General features: G+C 35.8%; 22 protein-coding genes and 1 tRNA gene. 13 read left to right on the top strand and 10 right to left on the bottom strand.

Annotated features, from left to right (window positions below):
• Positions 1–42 precede the first annotated feature (42 nt).
• The 5 genes from K5783_RS05655 to K5783_RS05635 all read right to left on the bottom strand — a co-directional run bounded on the left by K5783_RS05655 (position 43) and on the right by K5783_RS05635 (position 3,886).
• Positions 43–855, bottom strand: a complete 813-nt coding sequence (locus K5783_RS05655) for a PEFG-CTERM sorting domain-containing protein (protein WP_297472826.1) — start codon at positions 853–855, stop codon at positions 43–45.
• A gap of 188 nt (positions 856–1,043) precedes the next feature.
• Positions 1,044–1,328, bottom strand: coding sequence for a hypothetical protein (locus K5783_RS05650; RefSeq protein ID WP_297472824.1), 285 nt, complete (start codon positions 1,326–1,328; stop codon positions 1,044–1,046).
• 74 nt (positions 1,329–1,402) lie between these two features.
• Positions 1,403–1,792, bottom strand: a complete 390-nt coding sequence (locus tag K5783_RS05645) for a hypothetical protein (protein WP_297472821.1) — start codon at positions 1,790–1,792, stop codon at positions 1,403–1,405.
• A 231-nt stretch (positions 1,793–2,023) separates the two neighbouring features.
• Positions 2,024–2,881: a PEFG-CTERM sorting domain-containing protein gene (locus tag K5783_RS05640; protein ID WP_297472819.1), complete on the bottom strand. Its 858-nt coding sequence runs from the start codon at positions 2,879–2,881 to the stop codon at positions 2,024–2,026.
• A gap of 174 nt (positions 2,882–3,055) precedes the next feature.
• Positions 3,056–3,886 (bottom strand): PEFG-CTERM sorting domain-containing protein, encoded by an 831-nt coding sequence (locus K5783_RS05635; RefSeq protein WP_297472816.1) that lies wholly within the window; start codon positions 3,884–3,886, stop codon positions 3,056–3,058.
• A gap of 179 nt (positions 3,887–4,065) precedes the next feature.
• On the opposite strand from K5783_RS05635, the gene K5783_RS05630 reads away from it, so the two are divergent.
• The 10 genes from K5783_RS05630 to K5783_RS05585 all read left to right on the top strand — a co-directional run bounded on the left by K5783_RS05630 (position 4,066) and on the right by K5783_RS05585 (position 16,582).
• Positions 4,066–4,317, top strand: coding sequence for a DNA-directed RNA polymerase subunit H (locus K5783_RS05630; RefSeq protein ID WP_048117695.1), 252 nt, complete (start codon positions 4,066–4,068; stop codon positions 4,315–4,317).
• Positions 4,317–7,664: a DNA-directed RNA polymerase subunit B gene (locus tag K5783_RS05625; RefSeq protein ID WP_109876427.1), complete on the top strand. Its 3,348-nt coding sequence runs from the start codon at positions 4,317–4,319 to the stop codon at positions 7,662–7,664. The genes K5783_RS05630 and K5783_RS05625 overlap by 1 nt, the downstream gene beginning before the upstream one ends.
• Complete coding sequence (locus K5783_RS05620) at positions 7,664–11,455, top strand: DNA-directed RNA polymerase subunit A' (RefSeq protein WP_297472810.1); 3,792 nt, start codon at positions 7,664–7,666, stop codon at positions 11,453–11,455. Before K5783_RS05625 ends, K5783_RS05620 begins: the two co-directional genes overlap by 1 nt.
• Positions 11,456–11,468: 13 nt before the next feature.
• Positions 11,469–11,699 (top strand): LSM domain-containing protein, encoded by a 231-nt coding sequence (locus tag K5783_RS05615; RefSeq protein WP_297472807.1) that lies wholly within the window; start codon positions 11,469–11,471, stop codon positions 11,697–11,699.
• Between the two features lie 40 nt (positions 11,700–11,739).
• Positions 11,740–12,912 carry a hypothetical protein gene (locus tag K5783_RS05610; RefSeq protein ID WP_297472805.1) on the top strand — a complete coding sequence of 391 codons (1,173 nt, stop codon included), beginning with the start codon at positions 11,740–11,742 and terminating at the stop codon, positions 12,910–12,912.
• Between the two features lie 51 nt (positions 12,913–12,963).
• Positions 12,964–14,613: a tetratricopeptide repeat protein gene (locus K5783_RS05605; protein WP_297472803.1), complete on the top strand. Its 1,650-nt coding sequence runs from the start codon at positions 12,964–12,966 to the stop codon at positions 14,611–14,613.
• Positions 14,614–14,687: 74 nt separating this feature from the next.
• The gene (locus tag K5783_RS05600) at positions 14,688–15,011 is read left to right on the top strand and encodes a ribosomal L7Ae/L30e/S12e/Gadd45 family protein (protein WP_278975735.1); all 324 of its coding nucleotides are present in this window, start codon (positions 14,688–14,690) and stop codon (positions 15,009–15,011) included.
• A gap of 63 nt (positions 15,012–15,074) precedes the next feature.
• Positions 15,075–15,539, top strand: coding sequence for a NusA-like transcription termination signal-binding factor (locus K5783_RS05595; protein WP_109876421.1), 465 nt, complete (start codon positions 15,075–15,077; stop codon positions 15,537–15,539).
• 3 nt (positions 15,540–15,542) lie between these two features.
• A complete protein-coding gene (locus K5783_RS05590) occupies positions 15,543–15,980 on the top strand; it encodes a 30S ribosomal protein S12 (protein ID WP_109876420.1) in 438 nt (145 codons plus the stop codon).
• 2 nt (positions 15,981–15,982) lie between these two features.
• Positions 15,983–16,582 carry a 30S ribosomal protein S7 gene (locus K5783_RS05585; RefSeq protein WP_109876419.1) on the top strand — a complete coding sequence of 200 codons (600 nt, stop codon included), beginning with the start codon at positions 15,983–15,985 and terminating at the stop codon, positions 16,580–16,582.
• Between the two features lie 23 nt (positions 16,583–16,605).
• Here the strand turns inward: K5783_RS05585 and K5783_RS05580 are convergent.
• Both K5783_RS05580 and K5783_RS05575 read right to left on the bottom strand, forming a co-directional pair.
• Positions 16,606–16,693 (bottom strand) — tRNA-Gln (locus K5783_RS05580).
• A 98-nt stretch (positions 16,694–16,791) separates the two neighbouring features.
• Positions 16,792–17,112 (bottom strand): hypothetical protein, encoded by a 321-nt coding sequence (locus K5783_RS05575; RefSeq protein WP_109876418.1) that lies wholly within the window; start codon positions 17,110–17,112, stop codon positions 16,792–16,794.
• A 113-nt stretch (positions 17,113–17,225) separates the two neighbouring features.
• On the opposite strand from K5783_RS05575, the gene K5783_RS05570 reads away from it, so the two are divergent.
• The gene (locus K5783_RS05570) at positions 17,226–17,852 is read left to right on the top strand and encodes a YkgJ family cysteine cluster protein (RefSeq protein WP_347567290.1); all 627 of its coding nucleotides are present in this window, start codon (positions 17,226–17,228) and stop codon (positions 17,850–17,852) included.
• Here K5783_RS05570 and K5783_RS05565 read toward each other — a convergent pair.
• Positions 17,849–18,862: an NAD(P)/FAD-dependent oxidoreductase gene (locus tag K5783_RS05565; RefSeq protein WP_297472798.1), complete on the bottom strand. Its 1,014-nt coding sequence runs from the start codon at positions 18,860–18,862 to the stop codon at positions 17,849–17,851. The genes K5783_RS05570 and K5783_RS05565 overlap by 4 nt on opposite strands.
• Before the next feature lie 300 nt (positions 18,863–19,162).
• Here K5783_RS05565 and K5783_RS05560 point away from each other — a divergent pair, with 300 nt between their 5' ends.
• Entirely contained in the window at positions 19,163–19,762 is a 600-nt protein-coding gene (locus tag K5783_RS05560) for a nitroreductase family protein (RefSeq protein WP_297472796.1), read from the top strand.
• Positions 19,763–20,275: 513 nt separating this feature from the next.
• Here K5783_RS05560 and K5783_RS05555 read toward each other — a convergent pair.
• Positions 20,276–20,608 carry a hypothetical protein gene (locus tag K5783_RS05555; protein WP_297472794.1) on the bottom strand — a complete coding sequence of 111 codons (333 nt, stop codon included), beginning with the start codon at positions 20,606–20,608 and terminating at the stop codon, positions 20,276–20,278.
• Positions 20,609–20,891: 283 nt separating this feature from the next.
• Here K5783_RS05555 and K5783_RS05550 point away from each other — a divergent pair, with 283 nt between their 5' ends.
• The gene (locus K5783_RS05550; RefSeq protein WP_297472792.1) at positions 20,892–21,095 is read left to right on the top strand and encodes a hypothetical protein; all 204 of its coding nucleotides are present in this window, start codon (positions 20,892–20,894) and stop codon (positions 21,093–21,095) included.
• Between the two features lie 131 nt (positions 21,096–21,226).
• On the opposite strand, the gene K5783_RS05545 is transcribed toward K5783_RS05550, so the two are convergent.
• Positions 21,227–21,547, bottom strand: a complete 321-nt coding sequence (locus K5783_RS05545) for a hypothetical protein (RefSeq protein ID WP_297472789.1) — start codon at positions 21,545–21,547, stop codon at positions 21,227–21,229.
• Positions 21,548–21,644: the final 97 nt, after the last annotated feature.

The following is a 21,644-nucleotide window of genomic DNA, read 5'->3' as shown; positions in this document are numbered from 1 at the left end:
TTTACTACTAAAAAATGAAAAAATGAAAAAAGTTGTGTGATTTTAGTATCTTGGCATAATGCTAAGTCTTGACTTTGCAGATACTGCAATTATTGAGATAATTGCTACTGCTAGAATCATGGCTGCAATTGTACCAAACTCTGGTATCACAAAGGTACCTATAATTTCAATTTTCTCGGCGCCAGCTAGGAACATGACTGTTACTTTATTTCTAACTTTGTCAATTTCAACATCATCCCATTGTTCTCCGTCAACTAATACCATGAAGATACCGTCTTGGATTTTCTTTGATGGGGTTACTGTTAATGTTCCATCTTTTTTGGCGTCGATGTTAATGACAATTGATTTGTCATCAGTATTGAGAGTTGCACTTTTTACTACTCCACCTGAAATGCTAAATGGTATGCATTGACCACTTGCAGTTATTTCGTTAACCCCACATTTACTTGGGGTTGGTGTTGTTACAACTCCACCAGTTAGTTCAACTTTTGCACTGTTGCTTTTTTCAACACTACCATAGTTTACTTTAATGGTGTAGGTACCGTCGTATTTCCACATTGCACCTGCTGTGTTTAATGTAGTCTCAAAACTCCTGTCTTCTGCTACATCAATTTGATTGACTGTAACGATGGAGTTGAGTGGACTCACAACAGTAACTGTGACTGGATATCCAGATGCTATATTTGCTACTTGGCCTGATACCATAATCATCTCATTATGATTGTACTCTGTTTTATCTGTCCAAACAGATATTGGGATTGCATCCATCAACATTTTATTTGCTGATGCTTTGGCCTCATCCTGAGCACATCCTACACATGCTGGTGGAAGTTCCACTGCATATGCTGATGACATAGTTAGGGTACCGACTGCAGTCAAAATGGCTAGTAGCGCGAACGACGTACGACTGTTCATCTTGTTGCGAATTGAACCTGTCTCTATTTATGTATATTTAAAAAGGGTACTGTAAAGTGTGCAAGGCTTTCATTTACAAAATTCTTCTGTAAAGTGTCGAGATCTGAAATTCACTTGTATATTTTGTCTCATTGGCGGATTTTGTTTTTAAACAACCTTTTCAAGAAAGTTGTCATTTTTTCATAAATTCCATATTTTAAAAATAATCTTCTCAGTACAAAACTCCTAGTGAAATTGATTGACGCATATGCACCAGTAATAGCCAAATTTGCAACAATAGGATCCTCTTTAATCCAATTTACGGACAATGGTAAAACTATCAATCCAACGATAAATATCAGGGGGTATCCACCTGTCAAATTTGCAAAAGCCTCCATCAAACTCTTTTTGTAGGAATCAATCTGTTCAACCATGTTCTGACATCGGGCTAAGGATTGTTGAACAATTATTCTAACGGGAAATTGATTTAATGTTGGATTAAATCAACTCATATTTTTGAAGCGTTCTGAATAATCGTAATCCATTTGTTTAATTCCTCGACCTTGATACCTGCCCTCTTGCTTGGTGTATCGCCATCAATTCCCATGTGGGAACGAATGTAATTATGAAAAATCTGCATACCTGTAAGGATTGGTGAATCATCTGTTTTTAGAGAACGCATTACCTTTTCTCTATCTATATCGTAGTATGAAAATAAAGATTTGTTGGGTAATGATAAGATAGGATTAGTAGGATTGGCAATAGCATTACTGATTGTAGCGTTATACATTGGAGGATCTGATATTGAACCAGCATTTGTGAAAGTTGCATTTGTGATAGGATGTTTACTAGGAGTTATAGTTTCAACAATAGTTGTAGTGAAATGGGATTGATTCATTCTTTTTTCTTTTCCCTTTCCATATGGACACCAAATCGATAACTAGCAATCATTGAAAGAAAAGTGCACTAACTAGCAAAAATCCTATGAAATCACTCAATCAACCAACCCCTGAAAAACTCGATTATCGAATTTTTCAAGGCTTTCAGGTCTAGATACTTTACACGAGAAAATATCGATGAAAGCCTTGCACACTTTACAGTGCCTTAAAAAGAGAAAAAAGTTGTGAACTTAGTATCTTGGCATAATGCTAAGTCTTGACTTTGCAGATACTGCAATTATTGAGATAATTGCTACTGCTAGAATCATGGCTGCAATTGTACCAAATTCTGGTACTACCACTCCATCTTTGATATCCACTTGAGTTGAAGCGGTATATTTTGGATCGTCAAATTGTTTTGCGCTTACAGTATAGAATCCATTTTGTTTCCATAATGGTCCACCTGTGGTAATTTCTTTAGTAAATTCTCCATTAAGCATTGGTGATACTTGAGCTACCGATACCACATTTCCGTTTGGTGCAGTAATAGTCAAAGTGACATCTTGACTTACTCTGTCAGTGGTACCTTCGATATTGATGGTTGTAGATCCTATGACTGCATCTGCATAAATTTCAATTCCTTTATCTGTTGCAACATTTGGTGTGGTATACACTAATCCTGATTCCATGTTGGTTTCAGTTACAAGCGTTTTTTTCGCCATTCCGTTTGCTACTTCAACAAGTACTTTTAGTGTGTACAATGAGTTTTGCTGCGGGCTTTGCATGGCCTTTATAGTATAGAATCCATTTTCAGTCCATGTTGGACCAATTTTGAATTGTGTTGCAAATTCTCCATTGACATCTGGTGAAACCTGAGCAATTCCTACTACATTATTTCCACTTGGGGATGTTACTCTAAATGTAACATCTGTAATTTTTGAAATTGTCTTACCTGTTACCATGATGATTTCTGAATCTCTATCTGCCTGAGCTGTGAGGCTCATTCCTTGACTTTGAGCAAAAACATCTTGTTGAATTGAGGTCATTGAAATTAATGACAATGCCATAAGGGCTATCGCCATTGATGTTGTAGATCGTTTAAAATTCATCCTAATTCAACTTCAGATATCTTGTTATTTATGTATATTTAAAAATGGTTCTGTGTATTCTATGGGGGCTTGAGTTATTGATTTTCTCTTGTAAAGCGGCGAGACCTAGGAAAAATATGTGTGGCTTGTAAGTCTCCTCAGTTTACACATTAAAAATAGAAAAAAAGATGAAATTTAGTATCTTGGCATAATGCTAAGTCTTGACTTTGCAGATACTGCAATTATTGAGATAATTGCTACTGCTAGAATCATGGCTGCGATTGTACCAAATTCTGGAACTACAAATGTACCGATTATTTCGATCTCTTCAGCTCCTACTGGGAATGCTATGGTGAGAATTCTCTCCGTTGCTGATGTTGTTTCTTCAAAGTCTACTTCTTCTCCGTCGATTAAGACAAAGAATTCATCATCTTCACCATTCATTGTTGCATCCAACACTGATCTAGGGATTGTCAGGGTAAGTGAACCGTCACTTGTTGCATCGATAGATACAATGAGTGAATTTGCTTCTACATCAGGCATTATACTTAATAGTTTTCCACCTGTTATTGTGTATCCTATTAAATCATTAGAACCTTCAATTGAAACAGTTGTATCAGTCACTCCTGTATTCTTTGGTGGAGTAATTGTAGATCCACCGAATTCAAATGTTGTTTCTGCTGATCTGTTTTCAGTTCCGTATTGAACTGTGATGGTGTATGAGCCTTCTGCTTTCATTAATGCCCCACCAGCAGTAACTTCGGTACTGAATTTCTTATCAACACCAACTGTTACTTGTGCAATTGATACCAAGTTTCCGTTAGGAGCCTTTACAATTACACTTACTGGAGTGCCAGAATACAGATCTCGTACTTCACCTGTTACTAGAATTATTTCACCTTCTGAATATGATGATTTGTCCGTAGTAACAACAATCGAGTTTTGTATTTGTCCAAATGCTGGTGTCATACCAATACTTACAATCAAAATTGCAGATAAGGTAAACACCGTTAGATGAGCTTTCATCAATTTTACGCGAAAAATAATGCTATTTAAGGTTACGATAAAATTTATTGACTAAAAAGAAAAAAGACTAAGCGCTGACGAATTTCAGATTAGATATATATTAACCCGAGCGTGAGATTTTGACAGTTTGTGTGTATTATTTACCGTTACATTTAATGTTCTAAATGGGGGTTTTGTAGTTGGCAACTAAAAAAAATCAAGTTCTAGTACCAGATCATATCTATGTTCCAAAACATGAGATTATTTCAAAACAAGAAGCTGAAGAAGTTTTAAAAAAATACAATTGTAAACCAACTGAATTACCCTTAATCTTTGTAAATGATCCTGCAATTTTGGGACTTGGAATAAAACCTGGTGATATGATAAAGATTACCAGAAAAAGTCCGACTGCTGGTGAAAGTCTCTATTACAGATACGTGGTGGAAGTATAATGGCAGATCCATCCACAAAGCGTTGGCCAGTAATTCAAGATATTCTAAAACGTGAGGGTATTGCACGTCAACACCTAAACTCATTTGATGAATTTCTAGAGAGAGGACTTCAAAGTATTATCAATGAAGTAGGACAAATTGATATTGAAAATGCTGAATATCCTTACAAAATTCAACTAGGTAAAGTCAAACTTCAACAACCAAGAATGATGGAACTTGATGGCTCTATTACTCATATTACTCCAGCTGAGGCACGATTGAGAAACGTTTCATATTCTGCCCCTGTCATGATGGAGGCAAGTGTTGTAGAAGATGGAAAAATTTTGGAATCTAGATTTGTTCATATTGGCGATGTACCAGTAATGGCAAAATCAAATGCTTGCATCTTACATAATTTCTCTACTCAAAAATTAATTGAACATGGTGAGGATCCAAATGATCCTGGTGGTTACTTTATCATTAATGGTTCAGAAAGAGTAATTGTAGGATTAGAAGATCTTTCTTACAATAAAATTATTGTAGATAGAGAAACTGTTGGTGGAAATATTGTTTTCAAAGCTAAAGTATATTCATCAATTGTTGGATATCGTGCAAAATTAGAACTTGTAATGAAAAATGACGGTTTGATTGTAGCTAGAATTCCTGGTTCTCCAGTTGACATTCCAGTTGTCACATTAATGAGGGCACTTGGATTAGAATCTGATAGAGAAATTGCAGCAGTTGTATCTTTGGTGGATGATCTTCAAGATGAACTAGAAGGCTCTTTTGAAAAAGCGGGAGATGTTCCAACATCTAAAGACGCCATTGTTTACATTAGTAAAAGAATTGCACCTGGAATGTTAGAGGAATTCCAAATTAAACGTGCAGAGACTTTACTAGATTGGGGATTGTTACCACATTTGGGTAAACATCCCGAAAATAGAAAAGAAAAAGCACAATTCTTAGGTGAAGCCGCTTGTAAATTATTAGAATTAAAACTTGGTTGGATTACACCTGATGACAAGGATCATTATGGAAACAAAGTAATCAAATTTGCAGGACAAATGTTGGCAGATCTCTTTAGAACTGCATTTAGGAATTTGGTTAGAGATATGAAATACCAATTAGAAAGATCAGGTCAAAAACGAGGAATTAATGCTGTAGCTGCTGCAATTCGTCCTGGAATTATTACTGACAAACTAAACAATGCGATAGCTACTGGAAACTGGGGACGTGGACGTGTCGGTGTTACTCAATTACTTGATAGAACAAATTATCTTTCAACAATTAGTCATCTTAGACGAATTCAATCTCCTCTTAGTAGAACACAACCAAACTTTGAGGCAAGAGACTTGCATGCAACTCACTTTGGAAGAATATGCCCAAGTGAAACTCCTGAAGGATCAAATTGTGGTTTGGTGAAAAACCTCGCCCTATCTGGAATTATCTCAGTAAATGTTCCATCAGAAGAAATTGTGGAAAAACTCTATGATCTTGGAACTGTTCATTTCTTTGATGCCAAAGAAGATTTGAAAAAAGACGGAACCAGAGTTTTTGTTGATGGTCGTTTAATTGGATATTTCAAAGATGGCCAAGAGATAGCTGAATCTCTAAGAGAACTTAGAAGAAATTCAAAGATTCATCCTCATGTTGGAGTATCATTTCATAAATCTGATATTGAAGGTTCAACAAGAAGACTTTATGTGAATTGTAATGCAGGACGTGTTTTACGACCATTAATAATTATCAAAGATAACAAATCCTTGTTAACTCAAGATTTGTTAGATAAAATCTCCAAGAAATTACTTTCGTGGACTGATCTTTTGAGAATGGGAGTTTTGGAAATGATTGATGCAAATGAAGAAGAAAACTGTTATGTTACATTAGATGAAAAAGATACAAAGAAACACACTCACCTTGAAGTATTCCCTCCAGCAATCTTAGGTGCAGGAGCTTCTATCATTCCGTATCCAGAACATAATCAATCTCCAAGAAATACATATGAATCTGCAATGGCAAAACAAAGCTTAGGATTTTCAACACCAATGATGAATACCAGTACATATGTTAGACAACACTTCATGCTATATCCGCAAGTTCCAATTGTAAATACAAAAGCAATGAAACTCTTGGGATTAGAAGATAGACCAGCAGGTCAGAACTGTGTTGTTGCAGTACTTCCATTTGATGGATATAACATCGAAGATGCAATTGTCCTTAGCAAAGCATCTGTAGATAGGGGGCTGGGAAGAACATTCTTCTTTAGAATTTATGATGCTGAAGCAAAACAATACCCCGGCGGAATGCGTGATACTTTTGAGATTCCTAATGCTGAAGATAACATTAGAGGTTACAAGGGAGAGCGTGCATATAGATTACTTGAAGAAGATGGCGTTGTTGCATCAGAAGCTCCGGTAAAGGGCGGAGATATTTTAATTGGAAAAACCAGTCCTCCAAGATTTATGGAAGAATATAGAGAGTTTGAATCATCTGGTCCATACAGAAGAGATACTTCTATCGGTGTTAGACCATCTGAAACAGGAGTTGTAGATACAGTAGTTATGACTCAATCAAATGAAGGTGGAAAAATGTACAAGATTCGCGCAAGAGATATGAGAATTCCTGAAATCGGTGATAAATTTGCATCAAGACACGGACAAAAGGGTGTACTTGGAATTTTAGCTAAAGCCGAAGACTTGCCATATACTGCAGAGGGAATGTCTCCTGATGTTTTGATTAATCCTCACGCATTCCCATCTAGAATGACCGTTGGAATGATGATGGAATCTATTTGTGGTAAGGCTGCTGCATTTCGTGGAAAGCGATTTGATGGCTCTGCATTTGTCGGAGAAAAAATGGATGAAGTAAAAGAAGTAATGGATGCACACAATTTCAAATATTCTGGCAAAGAAATAATGTATGATGGTAGAACTGGAAAACCATTCCCCGTCGATGTTTTTATTGGAGTCGTATATTATCAGAAACTCCATCACATGGTTGCTGACAAAATCCATGCAAGAGCACGTGGACAAGTTCAGATGTTAACTAAACAACCAACTGAAGGTAGAGCAAGAGGTGGTGGTTTGAGATTTGGTGAAATGGAGAGAGACTGTTTGATTGCTTATGGAGCTTCTATGATTCTAAAAGATAGATTACTTGACGAATCTGATAAATCTGATATTTTTGTCTGTGAAAGATGTGGATTGGTAGCTTATCATGATGTTAAACAAAGAAAATATGTATGTCGGGTTTGTGGTGATAAAGCTAAAGTCTCTTCAGTATCAGTGGCGTATGCATTCAAACTACTCTTACAAGAAATGCAGAGTCTTAATGTCGCACCACGTCTATTAATCAAGGAGAAAATCTAATGTCACTTCAAGCTATCAAATCAATTGATGGAATCCGTTTTTCGGTATGGTCTCCAACTGAAGTTCGAAAATATTCTGTTGCTGAAATTACTGCACCTGAAACATATGATGAGGATGGAATGCCAGTTCAAGGAGGTCTTATGGATGGAAGACTTGGTACACTTGAACCTGGACAAAAATGTCTAACTTGTGGAAATACTGCTGCTAGATGTCCTGGACATTTTGGACATATTGAACTCGCAGAGCCCATTTTACATATTGCATTTATTGATAACATCTACAAACTATTACAATCAACATGCCGTTCTTGTGCAAGACTCAAAGTACCCCAAGAAGATTTAGATGAATTCAAAAAAATCAAAGACAAACATGCTGCATATACTGTAATTTCTCAAAAACGTATCCCAGAACAAATTATAGAAAAAGCAAAGAAAGCAAAAGAATGTCCTCATTGTGGTAAAACCCAATACGAATTGGTCTTTACAAAACCAACAATCTTCGTTGAAAAAACAGAGATTGGTGAACATAGATTACTTCCAATTACAATTAGAGAAAGATTTTCACAAATTCTTGATGAAGACTTGCTTCTTTTATCCTATGATCCAATTACTGCAAGACCTGAATGGTTTATTCTTCAGGCATTGCCTGTTCCACCTGTAACTGTAAGACCGTCAATCATTCTTGAAACAGGAATTAGATCTGAAGATGACTTGACACACAAAATGGTAGACATCATTAGAGTTAACCAAAGACTAAAGGAAAGCAAAGAAGCTGGAACTCCACCACTAATTGTTCAAGACTTGGTTGATCTGCTACAGTATCACTCTACAACATATTTTGATAATGAAGTTTCTGGAATTCCTCAAGCTCATCATCGTTCTGGACGTCCACTCAAAACATTAACTCAAAGACTCAAAGGAAAAGAAGGTAGATTTAGAGGTTCATTATCTGGAAAGAGAGTTGACTTTTCAAGTAGAACTGTAATTTCACCTGATCCTAACTTGGATTTGTCTGAAGTTGGAGTTCCTGAACAAGTCGCTATGAAACTAACAATTCCTGAAATTGTTACAGAATGGAATATTGAAAGAATGCGAAAACTTGTAATTAATGGACCTGAGAAATTCCCAGGTGTAAACTATATCGTTAGACCTGACGGTGTTAAAATTAGATTAGACTTTGTGGAAGATCGTTCTACCATTGCAGAAACTCTTGAGATTGGTTATCTGATTGAAAGACATCTTGCAGATGGTGATATTGTCATGTTTAACAGACAACCTTCACTTCACCAAATGTCCATCATGGCTCATTATGTGAGGGTGCTTCCAGGCAAGACTTTCAGATTACATCCTTCAGTTTGTCCTCCATACAACGCAGACTTTGATGGAGATGAGATGAACCTCCACGTTCCTCAAAGTGAGGAAGCACGAGCAGAAGCGATTCTTTTGATGAGAGTCCAAGATCAATTAATCTCTCCAAGATATGGTGGTCCAATTATTGGCGCACTCAGAGACTTTGTAACTGGAGCATATCTTTTAACAAAAGACGAAACAACTCTTTCTATTCAAGATTTCTCCAATCTTGCAATGCTTGGAGGTTACAAAGATGCACTTCCAAAACCTGCTACTAAAACAAAAGACGGCCCAGCATACACTGGAAAACAACTATTCTCATTATTCTTGCCAAAAGACTTCAATTACGTTCTCACATCAAAATGGTCAAAGGGAACAAATGGTCCTGCAAAAGATGTTGTAATTAAAAATGGCGAACTCATCAGTGGTGTAATTGATAAAACCTCGATTGGTGCAGAAGAACCGGAAAGTGTCTTACACAGAATTACAAAAGACTATGGAAATGCAGTAGGTAAAAACTTCCTAAACTCTATTCTAATTATGGTAAAACAATTCATCACAAGTTATGGATTTAGTTATGGATTCGGTGATCTTGAAGTACCAGAAAAAGACAAACAACAGATTCTCAATGATATTCAAGAAACCTATGACATTGTATCTGATTTGACTAATCAATATGAAAAAGGAACTCTCAAACTTACCAGAGGTATGAGACCTGAAGAAGCACTTGAAGCATACATTGTAAACGAATTAGGTAAAGCAAGAGACAAGGCCGGCTCTACTGCAAATAACTCACTAGATAATTCTAATGCTGGAAAAATTATGGCAACCACTGGTGCCAGAGGTTCGTCGCTAAACGTAGGTCAGATGGCAGGTGCTTTAGGCCAGCAGTCAAGAAGAGGTAATAGACTCCATGATGGCTATCACAATCGTGCATTGACACATTTCCAAGAACATGATAATAATCCAGATGCACACGGATTTGTAAAATCCAATTACAGAGAAGGTCTCTCTGCATTAGAATTCTTCTTCCACGCAATGGGTGGTCGTGAAGGACTTGTAGACACTGCAGTTAGAACACAACAAAGTGGATACATGCAGCGTAGGCTGATTAATGCACTAGAACACATTAGATTGGAATATGATGGAACCGTTAGAGATCCACACGGTCACATTGTTCAATTCCTTTATGGTGAAGACGGAATCGATGTTGCAAAAAGTGATCACGGTGAAGCATTTAATGCTCACAGATTAGCTGAATCTCAAACAATGATTGATTCAGGCAAAAAGGCAACAAAAGATGAAATTGATACTATGATTAAAAAATACACAAAGACATTCAGTCCAAGACTCTCTTCACTGGTATCTGAAGCATTGCATGAATCAACCCTAAGTAAAGATGGTGTAGAGGCAGTATGTAAGAAAGGATTATTACTTTACAACAAAGCCAAAGTAGAACCTGGACAAGCAGTGGGAATTATCACTGCTCAATCAATTGGTGAACCTGGTACTCAGATGACTTTGAGAACGTTCCATTTTGCAGGAATTAAAGAAAGAAACGTAACCTTGGGTCTTCCTAGATTAATTGAACTAGTTGATGCAAGAAAGAAACCAGTTACGCCAACTATGGATATCTATCTTGACAACGAGTCAAAGAAATCCCGAGAAAAAGCAATCGAAGTTGCAAGAAATGTATTGCAAACAAAAATCAGCGCATTAATTACAAACAGTGAAACTGATTACTCTACTGAAATTAAATTAATTCTAAGTGAGAACAGACTAAAAGAGAGAGGATGTTCAATTGCTGAAGTTGAAGCATCACTTGCATCAAATAAGAAATTCAAGATGGAAACAGTAGGAGAACTAATTACTCTCAAACTAGTTGAAGAATCTGATACTGCAACAGTAATTGCAATCAGAAATAAAGTTCTAAACACCACTGTAAAAGGTGTTCCAGACATTGAACGTGTAACTCTTGTTCAAAAAGATGATGAATGGGTTATCCAGACAACTGGCTCTAACATTGCCAAAGTTCTTGAAGTAAAAGGCATTGACAAAACAAATGTCAGAACAAACAACGTGTTTGAAATTGCAGGAACTCTGGGAATTGAGGCTGCACGAAACGCATTGATTGATGAACTTAATCATACTCTGGGCGACCAAGGCTTAGAAGTTGATAACAGATACATCATGTTAGTATCTGACTTAATGTGCTCTAGAGGTTACATGCAACAAATTGGAAGACATGGAATTGCCGGTACTAAAGACAGTGTTCTTGCAAGAGCCGCATTTGAAATTACAGTTCCTACAATTGCACATGCTGCACTTGGTGGAGAAGTTGAACAACTCAAAGGTATTACTGAAAACGTAATTGTTGGTAGCAATATTCCAATCGGCAGTGGAACTGTTGATCTATACATGCAAGTAAGCAAGAAAAAATAATCTGGTAATAATTATGGCCGATGAAATTACAAATCTCATGAATAACAACAAGGATAAAGTGGTCTTACTTCGATTAAGAAACACAAGAACTGTTCAAGGCGTTCTAAAAGACTTTGACATTCACATGAATTTAACATTAGATGATGCTGAAGATGTTACCGAAGAAAAACATGAAAAGATTGGCAAAGTACTACTTCGTGGTGATAATATTTTACTAGTGTCTCTTCCTGAAGAAGAATCTTAAACTCATCAAACATTAAATTCAATATGTGATAATTTTTGTCATGTTGTTATTTTTGATTTCATTAATTTTATTCCCTGCATTTGGTGCAACAATTCCTGATTATGATAATCCGTATTCCCCAATTTTTACAGACAAATCATCGTACACATGGACTGACAAAGTAAAGATAACGATCATTGCTCCAAGCTGGAACACCGATAAAGACTTGATTGACTCCATCGGAGACACTGAAGACCATCCAATTAAAATTTCAACAAGAGATCATTCGCTAGAACCCTATAGATTTACCGAGACCGATGTGAATTCTGGAATTTTTACCGCCGAGGTAATTCTTACAGGATTTTTTCATGATGCAGACGGTGATGGTGATTTCGATACAAATCCTAGAACTATGGGTAATGGTCCGACCAGTGGATTTCTAGAAGTTGAAAGGGATTCTGCAATTACAATATCCTTTGAATTTGCAGATGGTGTGGTGTTAACTGAATCTGCCCCAGTAACATGGAATGTTGGAACAATTCAATTCATGCAAGAAATTTTTTTCACGTCAGATTCTGTGAATATTAGAATAGTTGATCCTGATATGAATCTCAACCCTGAAGCACTAGATCATATCCCAATCCAAGTTATCTCCGATTCTGATGTTGCAGGAATTGAAGTTGATGGTATTGAAACATCTGAAAGTTCAGGAATGTTTACTGCTACCGTTTCTTTAACTCAGAGTTCAACTAGTGGTAATCGACTGCATGCAATACCTGGTGACAAAATTTCTGCAAAATATGATGATTATACATTGCCCAAGCCTTACTCAATTTCAGATAATCTTCCCCTTCAAACTTTTGCAATAGTTGATTCCTCTGTTCCACCAATTGAAAGGATAGAGCATCTATCAATAACATTCTCTGATCCACTTGGAAATCCATTACAGTCATTTACAGAAAATCATCAAATGCAAATAGTTGGAACAATAGTTAATCCAAATGAGTTTGATCAGAAATTTGTTTATCTTTTCCAAGTAAAAAATGAGCAAAATATTGTAGAGTCAATATCATGGGTTCAAGGTGAATTATCCTCTGCGCAAAGTCTGGATGTGTCGCAATCATGGACTCCAAAAACATCTGGAAATTACAAAATTGAAACATTTGTATGGAATTCTATTGCGGATCCAACTGGACTGGCACCAATAATGTCTACTTTGATCACAGTTGAATGAAAAGTATAATTTCTACGTGATTATTAAATAGAAAATTACAAAATTTTGTTTGTGTTAGGATATCTGCTTGGAATTACGTTAGTGTTAACCGTACTGTCTCCTTTTGTTTTTTCAGACGTTTTTGCTGAGACATTTGTCGTAAACACTGACAAGCAATCCTACAATGTTGGTGATTCACTGACTGTTTCTGGTGAAATCCTTGACTTTGGAATGCCAGTAATTGCTATGAGTATCTATGACCCTGACGGAAAAATCTTAACTGCTAACAATCTAGAAATCTCCCCTGAAAAAACTTTCACAAAAACACTTTCACTCGATTCTCCATTTTATGCAAAAGCTGGGGAGTACAAACTTAAACTAGCATATGGGCAAATCACTGAGGATCATTATTTTCTAATTAATGGCGAATCTGAATCTGAACTTGTTGTTCCGATATCTGCAGAACCGGAAATTATTCTTCTTTACACTGACAAAAAGCAATATACTGACAATGAAATAATACACATCACAGGTATTGTTTCCGCATTGGGTTCTCCTACCGCATTGATAGGAGTATATGATCCGTATGGAATGCCTGCTGGATTTTATTTTGGTACAATCAATTCTGATTTGGAATTTTCAACTAATTTTCTTGTAAAAGACGGTGTGAATTTTAGAACAGAAGGAACTTACTCCATCAAAGCTCATTATGCTGAAACTGAAGCAATTTCTTTTTTTGAATATCATAAAGATTTTCAAACTGTAATCGAAGAATCCGCTGAAACAACTGAAGATACTGCTGAAACAATTGAAGATACTGCTGAAACAATTGAAGATACTGCTGAAACAATTGAAGATACTGCTGAAACAATTGATGAGACAATTCAAGAAACAACTGGAACCGAAATTATTGTATCTGATGACAGCTCATCAATCAAAGAGACTTCTAAAGATACTGAATCAAAATCTCAAAATAATTCGATAATCACAAAAACTAATCAAGAAGATATTCAAAAAACAAAAAATTCTGATAGTCAAATTAAAACAATAAATGAAAAAGATAATTCAAAAAAGATTCTCATTGATGACAACAAAAAATCAACTAATCTTTCTGTTGAAGATATTGAATTAGGAATAATTTTAAATCAAATGAATCTTGAATGTGATTCAAGTGTATTTACAGACACAATCTCATACTATGATGGAATGGGTCCTGCATTGTATCGTTTGTGTAACTTTGATGGTTCTTTGAATTTCTTTAACGAATCATTAATTGAAAATCCTGATGATGTGGAAATTCTTGTAAACAAAGGTTCTGCCTTGGGAAAATTGGGATATTTTACTGAGGCTATAGTGTATTATGATCATGCAATCAAAATAGATCCTGACTTTCTACCTGCCAAAAATAACAAGGCCAATGCTCTTGCAAATTTGAAAGATTACGATAATGCAATTTCATTATATGAAGAAATCTTAACGAAAAATCCTAACTATCTTTCTGCAAGAAAAAATCTTGCCCTTGCATTATCTTTTCAATCGCCAGTTGTTTCATTAGTGGATGAGTCTTTAGAATCTGATATTGAAAAAGTAGTTTACTTTGAATCTAATTTGCCACAAGTAACCAATCGAATAAATGATAACCTGGAAAAACCAACAACCTTTTTTGATGAGGTTGGTGTAGTGCTTTCTACTTTGGGTTCTCTATTTGGTTTTCTGAACTAACTTTTTTGCTATGTGCGTAATTTTTCAATAAACCTATAAAGCCCTGTTAAGACGATCGTCTTAAGGAAACGTAAATGAGTAAGATACTTGAAAAATCATTGAAGGATGCACATAAAGAAAATCAATTAACAATGGGCACGAAACAAGTTTTGAACTCTATAAAAAATTCCAAGCTAATTGTATTGTCTCAATCGGTGAGTAAAGAAATAATTGAGAAAATTGAATCAGATGCAAAAAAAGAAAAAGTACCTCTAGTCAACTTTCAAGGAACTTCAGTCGCATTAGGAAGATTATGCGGCTTGCAATTTAGAATTTCAACAATTTCATTCACATCAATAACTGATGCAAATATCAAATCAATTTTAAAAGATACAGAAGCTGAGAAAAAAAATGATTAGTTGCGTTTTAATTAATGAAAGTTTAAATGAGACAATTCTGGTCGGAGATAAATAGGATTTCTTATGACACAGTCAATCAAACTAACAACAGATCAAATGCGTATGATGTCTCTTTTTCAAAATGTTACTGGTGCAACAGCACGTGATTGTGTTGAAGATGAAAAACAAGATAGAGTAATTTTTGTTGTTAATACTGGTAAAATGGGATTGGCAATTGGCAAAGGTGGAGTTCATATCAAATCATTACAAAATATTGTTAAAAGAAATGTGGAATTAGTAGAATATGATGAAGATCCTGCCAAATTCCTCTCCTCATTACTCAATTCAAAACTCATTTCTGAAGTAAAAATAAATACACGAGCAGATGGGACAAAACAGGCAATTGTTATGGTCGACCCAAGAAAGAAAGGAATCGTAGTTGGAAGAGAAGGCAGAAATGCAGAAAAAGCAAGACTACTTGCAAAACGATATTTTGATATTACCAGCGTATTGATTAACAGTCCTGAACGTGCTACTATGGAGATGTAAGATATGAGAAAATCACCACTTGGATTATTTGCTGGCAGAGTTTTAACTACTAAAAAGAAGAGACAGCGATGGGCTATCTCTACATACAAGCGAAGAAAACTTGGTATTGATAAAAAAGCAGATCCTCTTGGAGGGGCTCCACAAGGACGAGGCATTGTCTTAGAAAAAGTAGGCATTGCTGCAAAACAGCCAAACTCCGCTATTAGAAAATGTGTTAGAGTTCAACTAATTAAAAATGGTAAAACAGTTACAGCATTTTTGCCACGAGACGGCGCAATGAACTTTATTGATGAACATGACGAAGTTCACATTCAAGGAATGGGTGCAACACAAGGTGGTGCAATGGGAGATATTCCTGGTGTTAGATTCAAAGTTTTCAAAGTTAACGGTACATCACTTCATGAATTAGTAATTGGAAAGAAGGAGAAACCAAGGAGATAGAAATGGCTGAAACTAAAAACTTGTTATTATTTAGAAAATGGGATTTATCCAATATTGAAATTAAAGATCCTGGATTAAAAACTGCAATTTCTTTGAGAAAACAAATCTTGCCATATACTTATGGTCGCTCAGCTTTGAAGAGATTCAACAAAGCAGATGTCAACATTGTTGAGAGATTAATCAACAAAACAATGCACTTTGGAAAGAAGTACGCAAAGAATACTGGCAGGATGACTGGTAAGAAATCTAAACTACTCAATACAGTAAAAACTGCATTTGATATTATTGCACTAAAGACTGGAGAAAATCCAGTTGAAGTTTTAGTTAGGGCAATTGAGAATTCTGCACCAAACGAGGATACAACTAGAATTGTTTATGGCGGTACTGTCTATCACGTATCAGTTGATGTTGCTCCAATTAGAAGAGTTGACTTGGCACTAAAATTCATCTCTGACGCAATCAAAGAGGCCACATTTTCCAATCCAAAACCAATTGAGGAACACATGGCAGAACACCTAATACTTGCAGCAGCAAATGATCCTAACGCTCCTTCTGTTAAGAAGAAAAATGAGCTAGAAAGAATAGCACAAGCATCACGATAGTAACTTTTTAAAATTTTTTTCAGTAGCCCGAGGCAGATTCGAACTGCCGTCTCCGCCTATCCACTCTTGAGATCCAGAGGGCAGAATCCTTGACCGCTAGACTATCGGGCTACTTGAAGAAATTTTGGTGTTTTAGAATATATTCATTTGTTGTTCTGTTTGAAATTTTTATGATGAATTATTTTTATGGATTTTTTGAAACGATGTGATTACTTTATTCTAACTTCGTGAATTGCAGTTGAATAATCACATTCAGCTTTTAATCGCATGTATGGGATTAATCGATAATGGATTGAATAAATTTCTCCTTCCTTTAATAGAATTCCTTTTTGCATTAATGATACGAGTCCTCTTGACGGAACATTAATTGAAATATTTTGCTCCTGACATATTTTTTGACGTTTATTTTGAAATTGCTTTAGCGTAAATGATACATCATTGACTTCTAACACTAGAGGCCAGATAATTTCACTCCACACCCATCTTCTGTTTTGAGTAGCTGATGCATGTTTTCCTTTTTCACTCAACATTAATAATATCTTCAAAAGATGTTATATCTTAATTGTCGTCTCAAAATGAAATTGAAGAATCATTAAACTTGTTGGAAAAAGATTGGGATGTTGATCCAATACTACGAAAATTCATGTTAGGTAAAATCACCGATGTGTCTGATTATCCACTCAAAGTCAAAGATGTGATTTTTCATGTTCCGTATCTTAATTCTGAGAAAAAATTCATTTTGTGGAAATGTTTTTGGCCTGACTGTCACAACTGTTGTGATAGACAAGGAAGACTACCGTTAACATCTGATGATCTAATTACAATTGGGAAAGGTCTGAAATATCAAAAACCGTCTGATTTTATAAAAAATGAAACTCTTACTGTAACATATCAGGAGCCCGGACCCTCAGGTCAACTAACCACAATGACTACCATAAATTTGAAGAGAAAAACAGACGAGACTCCGAAAGATGATGGAACTCACATCTCTTGCAGATTCCTAGATGAAAAGGGTGGGTGCAGCATGCATCCAGACAGACCTGGAGTGTGCTATCTTTACCCATTTTCTAGCTGGCTTGAAAACGAAAATGGAACTGCACGTGTTCATGCTACATACCAGTTTACTGGAGATTGCCCTGGATTTTATTTGGCAGAAACACTTGACCCTATGAAAGAAGAATTCAAGGACTATTCTAAAACAATTTACGATTACAACATGGCATCAAATAGAACAAACAGAGAAGGGTTTGGTTCTGTAAGTTTTAGTTAGGCTTTGGCAACTTTGAGCAAATCTGCAATTTTGATGTTCATTCCAAATCTGTCTTCGTTCTTTTTCATATAGCGAAATATTGCAATAAAGTCTGGTAGTGCTTTGAGGAAACTAAAGTCCTTGTGAATTTTTGCTCGAACAAAATTAAACACTTTGGCATACACTTTGTAGTGTTGCTCTACTGCTTTCTCATATGCTTTGAAATCATTCATGTTTTCTAAGAATATCTCAACACATTGCATTGATGGAATAATTCCTTCGCCTAACAATGCATAAACTGTTCCTATTGATTCGCCAACCCCTACTACTTTTCCTGAATAGTATGGCTTGCATCTGTCTGGAGTTGCAAGTCTGATTGGTCTGCCCTTTGTCGCAATTACTTTGCCCCCGTGTTTTTGCAAAAATTCGTCAGTTGCCTTTATGTGATTTTTATTGTAATCTCCTGCTCCAATATGTGCCCATTTCTCCCCTAGTGGGAAATACCAAAAGTATCCTGACATTCCAGGAAATGGTTCTATGTAAAAGTCATCATATGGAACCCCATTTTCATATTCTACTTTGTATTCATATGTTGGCAAAAAGAAATCTTCTTTTAGCTTTGGCAGATAGACTCTGTTGAATCCAGTACAGTCAACTATCATGTCATATTCTTTCTCTAGCTCTTCAAGTTTTGGGGATTTACCATAAATTATCTTTGAATCTTTTATGAAATCTTTGATTAATCCTAATTTGTTATATGTGCATAACCCTTTGAGTCCGATGTCAAACTTTACATCATTGTTCATTTTGACATGCATGTTTTTTCCATCATGAATCAAAAAATCATTAAAATCTCTACCCGTCTTTTTGCAAAAGTCTGTCAGTACTGGTTTTATTGTTCCCCATGCACAAATCGAATCATGTCTCTCTTCGGTATTTCTTTCATACCCTACAACTTCGTGTTCTGAATCCTTTAGTCTGGCCACGAGATAAGATCCTGCAACACCCATTCCCATCACTGCAATCTTCAAGATGTCTTGCGATCTTTGTATGCCTAATAAATACACTATCTGGAAATTTAGCATGTTACGTTGATTGCCACTAGTAGGAAAAAGTAGTACTGGTTAAATATCAAATTCACAAATTAATTTTGAAAAGGCGTCTGTCGTCTGAATACAACAGTTTCAGGCCTTAAGACAATCGCTGTCATCAGATAACTCTGGTTACTGATCTTAAGCGAAGAGCTGTCATCTGCATTCCTTTTAGGGGCAGATCTTAAGCTCACCTTTATTTTTTATTAAGTTAAATTTGGCACATGTTTTGTTTCTATCATGAATACATTTGATGCAATAAAGTCTAGACGTTCAATTAAGAGTTTTAAAAATTACGAAATGACCAAAGACGAAATCAATCAATTATTAGAAGCTGCAATTTTATCTCCAACTTCATACAACATTCAGAACTGGAGATTTGTAATTGTTACAGAGCAGAAACTAAAAGACCGAATTTCTGAACTATCCTACGGACAAAGACAAGTTGCAGAAGCCTCTCTAGTTATTGTTTTGTGTGCTGACTTGAAGGCATGGAATAGAAATCCTGAGCGATACTGGAAAAACGTTCCTGAGGAATCTCGAAATTACCTAGTTAGCGGTATTAAACAGGCCTATTCGGGTAATGAAACTCTGGAAAAAGAGCAGGCAATTCGCTCTTGCGGGATAGCTGCACAGACCATCATGCTTGCAGCAAAATCTATGGGGTATGATAGCTGTCCTATGGAGGGATTTGATTACGGAAAGGTCGGAAAGCTGATCAACCTTCCTGATGATCATATAGTTACAATGATGGTGGTAGTTGGAAAAGCTGCAAAGGAGGCAGCACCACGTGGTGGACAAATTCCATTATCTGATGTGGTCTTTGAGAATTCATTCTGATGTAGCACATTTGCAAAAATTGTGGAATAGGCTGTAGTGCATTTCCCGGTATTGGAAAACCATCAACTCTGATAGATGTGATAAACTTGTACAGAAACAGAAATTTAAAAAACCAAACTAGATTCCAATACGCTTAATTTGATTATTCGTGCAGCATTTCTATGGATAAGCGCGATGGTCTTGTTTTACTTGGAATCTTTGCAGTTGGCAGCATTGCAGTGTCTCTAATGATATTCCTTGCAAGAGGCATGATCCGTAACCCCTTTTTGGATTAGATTCTAAACTTTTCATCAATGATGCAAGTATGAAGTTGCATTCATGATGGAATTGTTTTAATATGTATGCAAATCGTCAAAATTTGAAGTGGGAAAACGCATTACAATTGTATTGGACGATGAAATCATAAAAAAATTAAGAATCCTTCAAGCAAAGAGAATTAGTAAATCAGAAAGCGCAGTGAGTTTTTCTAATGTAATTAATACTGAACTCAAAAGATTGCTCAAATAAACTCAATCAATTATTAACTAAACTCTCAAGTGATAATCCAAAATATGGACTGTCACCAGATCTGAGTGTCTTGATTAACTCTTTCTTAAATTCGTATATCTCTTTTTGACTTTTCATGGTTTTTGGTTTATTTGCATTCTGATAATGTTGACTATGCAATAACTGCAAACCCCTAGTTGATGTTCTGTCTTTTTGATTATCACTATAACCTGCCCTTTTAGGCTTGATTCCTCCTAGATACACTCTCATGATTTGCAATATGTTGAAATGCGACACTGAGGCATACGCCAAATCCATGTTTTGCCATTTCGCAGAAGGGCGTCGAAAACCGTGCTGCAAGCAAATCCTGGGATTTTGTATTGTTCATGCTAAACTGATTTCATGGGATTGCAGTATTATTGGGATTAATGTTGTGAATTGAGAAAAATCCATCTTGATGTAAAAGACCAAGACTATCTTGACTTTCTTAGTATCTGCATTGAAGAGGATTTGTCAGTTGAGGATAAACTCAAAAACATCATTAGATATCATCTGATAACGTACAGAAATCGAGGAAAAATTCAAAATCAAAAATTATTATAAGAATCGACAATATTTTCTAGCACCACTGTGTGATCCTATTATGCATTGTAATGGTAACTGCAAACAATACATTGCAAAGAGCAATCTTGACGGTGGAAGATACGAGCAGGGCCAAAAACGATGTCCTGAATGTGAAGTGTTTATTTTGTGGGATGGTTTGTGGTGTCCTTGCTGTGGTAGATTACTGCGAACAAAACCACGTGCCAGGAAATTAAAAAACAAAATGTCTCTGAAAAGAAGATAATTCTAGTGTGTAAAATTTGAATACAATGTTTGTTATGTGCCAAATCTATTCCAAAATTATGGATATAAAACTCATGAATTCATTTACGAGTTTATGGGTGATTAGGTAATAGTATCTACAAGAAAAAATGATTAAAACCCTGCATTTACCATTGCAATAATTTTCTGTACTATACTATCATGATTTGATAAAATCTCAGTTGATACCAATATGAGATCTTTATCATGATAAACGGTAATCCACTTTACGTTATATCTTGATTCTACTGACCAGTTTGTTTTTCCTAATTTTACGTCAAATACTTTGTTCATCTTTGCCTTGAGGAGTGCTTCTCTGTGGACTAGCTTTGTCTCTGGAACTGTTAGTTGCGGAGTGATTCCTTTTTTTCTATCATATGCCTTTAGCCTTCCACACTTGCAAAGAATTCCTACAAATCTGATTGTTTTGTCCATTTTTATGATATCTTGGCATAGCCGATTTTCTGGTCTTAATACTTGCACAATTATGATAAATTAGAAAAACTTTGAGGCTGGAAAATAATTTTCTTGA

Origin of the sequence: Nitrosopumilus sp. (assembly GCF_025699125.1) — an archaeon.
GTDB lineage: Archaea > Thermoproteota > Nitrososphaeria > Nitrososphaerales > Nitrosopumilaceae > Nitrosopumilus.
This window is presented reverse-complemented; position numbering and strand designations above follow the sequence as displayed.